This window comes from Lutibacter sp. HS1-25 (assembly GCF_004121075.1).
Classification (GTDB): domain Bacteria; phylum Bacteroidota; class Bacteroidia; order Flavobacteriales; family Flavobacteriaceae; genus Lutibacter.
In genome coordinates this window covers 1-9,819 of record NZ_RHLN01000040.1, presented here as the reverse complement: position 1 = coordinate 9,819, position 9,819 = coordinate 1, and the positions used below count along the sequence as shown (strand labels likewise).

At 31.9% G+C, this 9,819-nt stretch carries 5 protein-coding genes; 3 read left to right on the top strand and 2 right to left on the bottom strand.

All coding sequences use genetic code 11. The annotated features are described in order from the left end of the window. Positions 1-820 precede the first annotated feature (820 nt). The 3 genes from EC396_RS11230 (at position 821) to EC396_RS11220 (ending at position 6,553) form a co-directional block, all read left to right on the top strand. Positions 821-1,939 carry an aminotransferase class I/II-fold pyridoxal phosphate-dependent enzyme gene (locus tag EC396_RS11230; RefSeq protein ID WP_129366786.1) on the top strand — a complete coding sequence of 373 codons (1,119 nt, stop codon included), beginning with the start codon at positions 821-823 and terminating at the stop codon, positions 1,937-1,939. 208 nt (positions 1,940-2,147) lie between these two features. Then, positions 2,148-4,037, top strand: a complete 1,890-nt coding sequence (locus tag EC396_RS11225) for a nucleoside-diphosphate sugar epimerase/dehydratase (RefSeq protein WP_240665692.1) — start codon at positions 2,148-2,150, stop codon at positions 4,035-4,037. A gap of 131 nt (positions 4,038-4,168) precedes the next feature. After that, complete coding sequence (locus EC396_RS11220) at positions 4,169-6,553, top strand: tyrosine-protein kinase (RefSeq protein ID WP_129366785.1); 2,385 nt, start codon at positions 4,169-4,171, stop codon at positions 6,551-6,553. A gap of 178 nt (positions 6,554-6,731) precedes the next feature. Here the strand turns inward: EC396_RS11220 and EC396_RS11215 are convergent, their stop codons facing one another. Then, positions 6,732-7,472: a tyrosine-protein phosphatase gene (locus tag EC396_RS11215; protein ID WP_129366784.1), complete on the bottom strand. Its 741-nt coding sequence runs from the start codon at positions 7,470-7,472 to the stop codon at positions 6,732-6,734. An 83-nt stretch (positions 7,473-7,555) separates the two neighbouring features. Continuing rightward, positions 7,556-8,986, bottom strand: a complete 1,431-nt coding sequence (locus tag EC396_RS11210; RefSeq protein WP_129366783.1) for a capsule assembly Wzi family protein — start codon at positions 8,984-8,986, stop codon at positions 7,556-7,558. Positions 8,987-9,819: the final 833 nt, after the last annotated feature.

Here is a 9,819-nt window from a genome sequence, read left to right as displayed (position 1 = left end):
TGGGCGTGATGGTTAAAAGGATTTGATAATTTTATAGAAAAATAACATCAGACTAGATTTTTGGTTCTTTTCATCAATGGAAAAGAACAAGAAAGATAATTGTAAATATAAAATTGTAATTCATCCAAATAATGGCTTCGGCTACGCTCAGCCACCAAAAGCAAGATGTTGAATACCCACTTAAAACTCAATAATTAAAACTTAATACCATTTATAACTTGTCATTCCGACGAAGGAGGAACCACATCCATTGCTCAATTTTATGTGATTTCTCATTGCATTCGAAATGACAAAATATACGTCATTTTCAGTCCTTTGCTAAGCTAATTCGAAGTATTGACTTGAAATCAGTTTGTCCTTAGGTTCAAATCCATTCCCCTCTTGAGAGGGGCTAGGGGAGTGTTTTGTTTAGTTTAAAGTTGCTTTTTAGTACTTACAGCAACAGATCCCCGCATTCGCGAGGATGACGGTTCAAAACATACGTCATTTCCAGCTCGACTGGAAATCTGTTGTTGGTTGTTGGTAACCAGATACAGAATACTTTTCTATTGAAAAATTGACACCCTTTAGGGTTGGGGAAAGGCAATTTTTCGGTAGTGTTTAATTTTGTTAATAATTAAACTAATTTATAAGTACACACCCCTAACCCCTCTCAAGAGGGGAATGTTACCGTTGAATAATGGCTTTTAGCTTTAGACTTTAGACTTTCAACTTTCAACTTTCAACTTATAACTTATAACTTCTGACTTATAACTTAAAAATCAATATAATCTTTATTAAAGCATTAAAATTCCTATTTTTGCTATCTCAAAAAAACACAATGAATACAAAAATCTGGTTGTCATCACCTCATATGGGAGGTACTGAGCAGAAATACATAAAAGAAGCTTTTGAGAACAATTGGGTAGCGCCTTTAGGACCAAATGTTAATGAGTTTGAAAAAGGATTAAAAAATTATTTAGGCACAAACAATAAAGTGGTTGCCTTAAGTTCTGGGACAGCAGCATTGCATTTGGCTTTGATATTGGCGGGTGTTACTCAAAATGATGTAGTGCTATGTCAAAGTTTTACTTTTTCTGCTTCTGCAAACCCCATATGTTATCAAGGTGCTTTACCTGTGTTTATTGATAGTGAACCTGAAACCTGGAATATATGTCCTCTTTTATTGGAAAAAGCCATTAAAGAACAGCTATCAAAAGGCAACAAACCAAAAGCTGTAGTGGTTGTTCATTTGTTTGGAATGCCTGCAAAAATGAAGGAAATTAAACAGTTGACACAAAAATACAATATGGTGTTGATAGAAGATGCTGCCAGTGCTTTGGGAAGTAAAATAAATGGACAAAGTTGTGGTACTTTTGGAGACTTTGGGATTTTATCGTTCAATGGCAATAAAATAATTACCACTTCAGGTGGTGGTGCTTTGATTTGTAAAGAGGAAACTGCAAAACAAAAAGCCATATTTTTAGCTACCCAGGCTAGAGACAATGCACCTCATTATCAGCATTCAGAAATTGGTTATAATTATAGAATGAGCAATATTGTTGCTGGTATTGGGCGCGGACAATTGGAAGTATTAGCTGATAGGGTAGCGGCCAGAAGAAGTAATTTTGAATTTTACAAAGTTGCTTTTAGTGGTATTTCAGCAATTCAATTATTAGAAGAGCCACAAGGTTATTGTGCCAATAGATGGCTAACCTGTATTGTAACCAGTTCTTTTGAAATGCGTGAAAAAATACGTCTGACTTTGGAAAAGGAAAATATTGAAGCACGTCCTTTGTGGAAACCAATGCACCAGCAGCCTGTTTTTAAAAAGTATTCTGCATATATCAATGGTGTTTCTGATGATTTGTTTGAAAGAGGTTTGTGTTTGCCAAGTGGTTCTAATTTAAACAATAAAGACTTGCATAAAATTGTAACTACAATCAAAGACTTATTTTAAAAGGATTTTACATAGTTAAAACCTCAAATAAATAATTACCTCAAATGTATGTTCATTATAAAAAGTTAAAATACTATATTTGTACGCTTAAATATCATTATATTCACCTTATAAAAATCAATGTGAAAGTAAAATTATGACATTTAAATTTTTAAGTATTAAATTAAATGAGACATTCTAACAAACTGAATTTTAATATCTTGTAATTTTGATAGATAGGTTTTTAAAAAGAAACGTACCAAGTTGGATTGTATTGGTTATTGATTGCTACATTGTTATCAATACTTTTATACTTGCATATTTTATTCGTTTTAATTTTGAAATGACATTTGACACTTCAAAATTTAGATACCAATTGCCTTTGGTGTTGGCTGCTGCATTGATCTCATTTATAGCAATTGGTTCTTATAAAGGTATTATAAGGCATACAAGTTTTAGAGATGCCGCAAATGTAACTTTGGCAAGTTTTGTTATGTTGCTATTGCTTTGTGGTTTTGTTTTGTTAAACAGAATTTTTGGTGTATTGCTTAACTTTACCATTCCTTTATCAATTTTGGTAATTCATTTTTTATTGAATATGTTATTTCTTGTTACAAGTCGTAATTTATTTAAAGAAATCTACAACCTACTTACTTCAACAGCCAAACACTATAAAAGGATAATGATATATGGAGCCGGTGAAGCTGGTTTGTTAGCGTATTCGGTACTTAAAAACGACAAAGACAGTCATGTTCAAATTGTTGGATTTATAGACGATGATTTAAGTAAAAGCAAAAAATACATTCAGGGCTTAAAAATATTTCATAGCAATAAAATCAATAGCAAGTTTATTAAAAAACACAGGATAGATGAAGTAGTATTGGCTATTCAAAAAATAAAGCCTATTCGTTTGTTAGAAATTTCGAATGCATTGGGTAATTTAAATATCAATGTTAAAATTATACCACCTGCCAAAAACTGGATTGATGGTGATTTGAAAGTAAAACAAATTAAAAATTTAAAAATTGAAGATTTATTAGGAAGAGAATCTATTGTTTTAGACAATCCTATTTTAAAAAAGGAATTTAACGATAAAGTAATACTTATTACAGGGGCTGCCGGATCAATTGGAAGTGAAATTTCTAAACAAGTTGCAAATTACAATTACAAACATTTGATACTGATAGATCAGGCTGAATCTGATTTGTACGATATTCAACAGTTTTTATTGTATAAAAAGTTAGAACGCATAACGGTTATTGTTGCTGATGTTAGAAATAAAAACAGAATGGAAGCCATTTTTAACAAATACAAACCAAACTATATATTTCATGCCGCTGCATACAAACATGTACCCTTAATGGAAAAAAGTCCGTTTGAAGCTGTTTATGTAAATGTTGGCGGAACTAAAAATATGGCAGATTTGGCCATAAAATACGATGTAGAAAAATTTGTAATGATTTCAACAGACAAGGCTGTAAATCCAACCAATGTAATGGGTGCTACAAAGCGCATAGCTGAAATGTATATCAATTCTCAAAACGGAAAAGGAATTACCAAATTTGTAACTACACGTTTTGGAAATGTACTAGGATCTAATGGATCTGTAATACCTTTGTTTAAAGCACAGATAGAACAAGGAGGTCCAATTACAGTAACGCACAAAGACATTACACGTTATTTTATGACAATACCTGAAGCTTGTTCATTGGTATTAGAAGCCGGAATTATGGGGGAAGGCGGCGTTATTTTTGTTTTTGATATGGGAGAATCTATCAAAATATACGATTTGGCGCAAAATATGATTCGTTTATCGGGTTTAAAATTTCCTGAGGATATTGACATTAAAATCACAGGTTTGCGTCCGGGAGAAAAAATTTATGAAGAATTATTGGCTGATGGTGAACTTACTGCCAAAACATACCATGATAAAATAATGATAGCAAAAACAAAACCTATGAATAAAGCAATTGTAGCCAAATCTATTGAAGAGCTTTGTGCCTTGAATTTTGAAATGAATTATGAAGCTACCGTTAAAAAAATGAAAGAAATTGTTCCAGAATTTATTTCCAACAATTCGACCTACGAAAAGTTAGATTTTATAGAAAGCAATACCTAAAATTACTTCATTATAAAAATTAAATAACCAAACCATAAAAATAGTGTAAATTTGCACCCTTTAAAAATAGCCAAAATAAATTTATTACAAATTATTAAGCTTTTTAAAGGATAAAAATACAGAGCCCTTATATGCAAAATGAAAATCATTTAAATCAAGTAGATTTTAACCAACATACAATATCAATAAGAGAAGAAATAGAAAAATACGTATACCATTGGAAATGGTTTGTATTGGGTGTGGCAATTGCATTGATTGGCGCCTATACTTATTTGCGTTATACACCAAATATTTATCAGGTTTCAAGTACCATTTTAATTGATGATGAAGACCATGGAGGGCTTGTTTCTGAACTATCGGCTTTTAAAGACCTTGGTTTGGCTGGCGGTGGACAATCATCTGCTGAAAACGAGATTGGAATATTAAAATCTCGTACACTGATGGCTTCTGTTATCAAGGATTTGAACTTAACCATAGGGTATTACAGTAAAGGTAACATTATGTCTACCGAGCTTTTTACAGATCAATCGCCTATAAAAATCAATTTTTTTGCAAAAGATTCTTCATTTTATAAATTAAGAGCCAATTTTAAAATACTTATAAAATCTACAAGCAATTTTGAAATAATTTATGCCAATGCCAACAACAAAGAGCAGGTTTCTAAACATGTTTTTGGTGAAAAAATCGAAATGCCTTTTGGAAATTTCACAGTTACTCCTACAAATTTAAATAACGATTATACAAATAGAGAAGTACTTGTGGTAATTACACCATTAAGAAATGTTATTAATAATTATTTAGGTAGATTGAATGTTGATTTTACAACTAAAAAATCCAATTTAATCAATATCTCATTTACTGATGGAAATCGCTATAAGGCTGAAGTACTGATAAATACTTTGGTTGAGCATTACAATAAAAATGCAGTTGAAGATAAAAGTGTTATTGCAAACAATACCAATAAATTTATAGCTCAACGACTTGAAATTATTGAAAAAGATTTAATGGATGTTGATAAAGGTGTTGAAGTTTTTAAATCAAGTAACAAATTAACCGATATTTCTTCGGAAGCAACGCTGGTTTTAGAATCAAATGCTACGTTAGAGCAAAGAATTATTGAAATCAATACCCAAATTAAATTGGCAAATTACGTATCTGAATATTTAGCCAACAATTCAAATGATTTAATTCCTTCTAATCTAGGATTGGCTGACGGGTCTATTAGTGAAAATACAAGTGCTTACAACGAATTGATTTTAGAACGAAATAGAATTTTAAGAGGTTCAAGCGAAACAAATCCAACCATTATAAATTTAAATGCACAATTAAAAGAGTTGCGTAAAAGTGTATTGCAAAGTTTGGTAAATCTACAATCTTCGTTAAGTATTTCATTGAATGATTTGAAGCAACAGGAAATGTTGTTAAATTCTAAAATTTTAGCTGTTCCTAACCAGGAAAGAGCTTATAGAGACATCCAACGTCAGCAACAAATTATAGAAACACTGTATTTGTACCTGTTGCAAAAAAGAGAAGAAACTTCTATTACCTTGGCTGCAACTTTGCCAAATGCCAGAGTAATAGACAAGGCAGATGGTAGTGATTTTCCAATTTCACCAAAACGACAAATTGTTTATTTGGCTGCACTTTTATTAGGTTTGCTTGTTCCGTTTTCAATTATATACATCTTATTTTTACTAGACAATAAGGTACACAACCGCAAAGATGTGGAAGCTGTTGTAAAAGCACCTATATTGGGAGACATTCCTTGGTCAAAATCAATTGATAAAATTGTGATTTCTGAAGACAACAGAGATGGCGTTTCAGAATCATTTAGATTGCTGCGTACCAATGTTAATTTTATGCTTTCTAGTGCTGGTGAAGGTTGTAAAACAATTTATGTAACTTCAACCATTAGTGGTGAAGGTAAATCGTTTGTCTCTATCAATATGGCTACAGTTTTGGCTTTAACCAACAAAAAAGTACTTTTAATAGGGGCAGATATTAGAAAACCTAAATTATCAGACTATTTAAAAATTTCAAAAGAAAAAGGTTTGACACACTTTTTAATGGACAGAAATATGCAACCAGCTGAACTGATTGATGTTGTTTCTGAATTGAAATTTGATGTCATTCACTCTGGAATTATAGCGCCAAATCCTTCAGAATTGCTAATGAACGGGCGATTTGATGATTTGTTGACATATGCTAAAAAACATTATGATTATATTTTAGTTGATACCGCACCTGTACAAGCAGTAACAGATACCTTGTTGTTAAACAATTACAAAGTAGATTTGCATTTGTATGTAATTAGAGCCAATTACTTGGATAAGCGTTTGTTGGAAACTTCAAAAATAATGTTTGAAGAAAAAAGACTTCAAAATATGTCTATTGTACTGAATGCTGTAGGTAATAAAAAAGGCTATGGTTATGGCTACGGATACGGTTATGGATACGGCTATGGTTATGGTTCAGAAGAAAAATCTTGGTTTAAAAAATTATTCAAGCAATCGTAGTTTAAATTTTTAAACTAATTATAGATAGCTGATGTATTACACAACAATTGATGTAATATATCAGCTATTTTTTAATATACAGGTCTGCTATAATTTATAGAAAGGAATCAATAAAGGTGCGTTTGCGTATCTTTTGTATTAAAAAGCTTTTGGTATTTTCAACAAACAGTTTTGCAAACTATTTTAAAAGTTTGTTGTTTTCTAAAATAGGTGTTACCAGTTTAAGCAATTTAGCATCGTTAATTTTCTCCATAAAATCTAAATGTCTTAGGTTATGGGTATCAGATCCTACAAAGTCATATTGCTTTTCTTCCAATAATTTTTGAGCAACTTTTTTTACATGTTTGCCATAATAATTAGACAGTGATAATAAATTAAGTTGAAAAAGACAGCCTGCTTCTTTTAATTTGGTGTATTCTTTAAAATTTTCGTGAAACAATAAGTAGCGTTCTGGATGTGCAAGTATGGGTTTATAACCCGCTATTTGTATGTTGAATAAAATCTCGTACAAATTTAAAGGAGCATTCATATAAGATATTTCAACCAGTAAATATTGGTCTTTAATGGTTAGTAACTTTTCAGTATTTAATAATTTATTAAAATGACTGTCAAGTAAATATTCGGCTCCAGCTTTTACGTTAAAATCGTTGATACCTATACTTTTTAAATGTGCATTGAGTTCATTTAATTTACCATTGATAATAGCAGGTGTATTGTCCCAAACACTCTCCATAATATGAGGAGTGGTTACAATATTTTTAATGCCATAACTACGCATACGTTCGATCAATGCAACAGATTCATCCAGGTTTTTTGCACCGTCATCAATACCAGGTAGTATATGCGAATGAATATCAACAAAATCTTCAGAAAACAGATTTGTGAGATTGTTTTTATTTTTTTTCAGAAATGAAAACATTGATTTTACAGGGTTTAGGTGTTTAATTGCAAAGTTAAAAAATAAAAATTCAAACTAGCCCAAAATAGCACGACATAAATAAATTAAAACCAAGCGTTACGCGTAAGGGTTATAAATCCGCCAAAATTAACAGGGGCATAGGTTCCTGTATCAAATGAAAAAGAAGCTGTAATATCAAAAGGAATGCCTTTTGTATTTTGAGGTAGTACCATTTCTAATAAACCCGAAAATTGTTTGGGTTTGATTTCATATTCGTTGTTAAACCAGCCAAAATAAGTAACATGACTCAGAAGCGCTTTGTACTTCAGGTAATTTAAATTACCTTTTAAACCTACATTAAAAGCCATAAAACGGTTATCACCTAAAATAACACCATTTGTAATGCCGTTTTCATCAACAGGTTTTGTGGTAAAATAAGGAGAACCAATGGTACGCCCAAAATAAGTCCAGCCGTTATATACACCATGATTGAAATAATTATCAAGCCCTCTACCGTGAATTTTATCACCATTTTCGTCGTATCCCTGATCAGGAGGATTTGCGCCACTCATGTTTTTGGTATAAGTAAATTCGGTTAAGATATGTGTTACTGGAGCAGTTGGTTTTTTTAAATCAATCATAAAACCATACAAACCATCCATCCAGTTTTGAAATTCCATTCCCGATCCATCTTCAAAAAGATGAGAATAATAAAAACTTAAATTTGTTTTTTCAGCAGTATAATTTAGCTGCACCAAATAAGCTCCCAAATGATTGCCTAAAGCATTTAGTTGATCGCCTTCTGAAGAATTTGAGCCACCAGATTTACCCAATGCAATTCTGATAAAATCTTTAAATGAACTAGGTTGTTTTCCTGAAATAGGAGAGGTGCCTGCCCATTGCGCATAATGATCTATGCCTGTAGTTAAATTAAATTGTGGACTTAATTTGAATTTTAAAAACAAACTGGAATGATGCGTATAGGCATTGTTAACAAAACGATTGTCATTCATCCAGTAATTGGCAAAATTAAACTGAAAACTCAACCAGTTTTTAGCAAAAGGCAGTTTTATAAAATCAAGTGTTTTAAAATTGATACCTGGAAGTGCTCTGGCATTGATAGATTTGATAATATTTCCGTTTGAAGAAGACAAGCCTTCCCATTTAACAGCATCGTGCATATTTCCAAAATCCAATGCCCAGTTTTTATATTGCAATCTCAAATACATTTCATTGACAATAAGTGTGTTTTCTTGCGCCAAAGCACCAGTTACCGCGACTTTATAGGCAATACCAAAATCGTTAGAAGGTTGTTTTAGGTCATCAAAAACAGCCAGACTTAAGAGTCCGTAATCGCTATTAGGTATATTACCATAACGGTTTGATACCAACCAAAAAGGAAGTGTTTCATCTGATGAAATACCCGCACCAAGCGAAACAGTATAATCAGTATTGTTTTTTTGTGCGTAGGTTGAAGTATACACCAAACAAAATAAGCATGCTAAAAATGAATGTTTAAAAGCTTTACAATTCAAAGTAAATGGATTTTTGGCAAATGTAGTTAATTTTTGATTATTTGATGTTGTTGGTACTTAGTTTAGTCAAGTATGAAAGTTGAAAGTCTAAAGTCGAAAGCTAGTTTTCAGTAGCAGTTTTAAGTTCTAAGTTCTAAGTTCTAAGTTTTAAGTCTAAAGTTGAAAGTCTAAAGTTGAAAGCCGAAAGCCTAAAGCTAAAAGCCAGTATTCAACTATAATATTCCCCTCTTGAGAGGGGTTAGGGGTGTGTAATTATAAATTAGTTTAATTATTAACAAAATCAACGCTACCGAAAAATTGCTTTTCCCCAGCCCTAAAGGGAGTCAATTTTTCAATAGGAAAGAGCTACCAACAGATTTCCAGTCAAGCTGAAAAGGACGTATGTTTTGTCATTTCGATTGCAATGAGAAATCACATAAAACTGAGCATTGGATGTGGTTCCTCCTTCGTCGGAATGACAAGTTATAAATGGTATTAAGTTTTAATTAGTAGCAACTAACAACAAGTATGTTTTGAACCGTCATCCTCGCGTATGCGGGGATCTGTTGCTACAAATACTAAAAAGCATCTTTTGAACTACACAATAAACAGATTTCCAGTCAAGCTGGAAATGACGTATGTTTTGTCATTTCGATTGCAATGAGAAATCACATATAATTGAGCATTGGATGTGGTTCCTCCTTCGTCGGAATGACAAATTATAAATGGTATTAATTTTTAATTAGTAGCAACTAACAACAAGTAAGTTTTGAACCGTCATCCTCGCGAATGCGGGGATCTGTTGCTACAAATACTAAAAAGTATCTTTGAACTACACAATTAACAGATTACAT

Coding starts and splice junctions, on each gene's coding strand:
- EC396_RS11230 (WP_129366786.1), top strand. CDS start 821: ATGAATACAAAAATCTGGTTGTCATCACCTCATATGGGAGGTACTGAG.
- EC396_RS11220 (WP_129366785.1), top strand. CDS start 4,169: ATGCAAAATGAAAATCATTTAAATCAAGTAGATTTTAACCAACATACA.
- EC396_RS11215 (WP_129366784.1), bottom strand. CDS start 7,472: ATGTTTTCATTTCTGAAAAAAAATAAAAACAATCTCACAAATCTGTTT.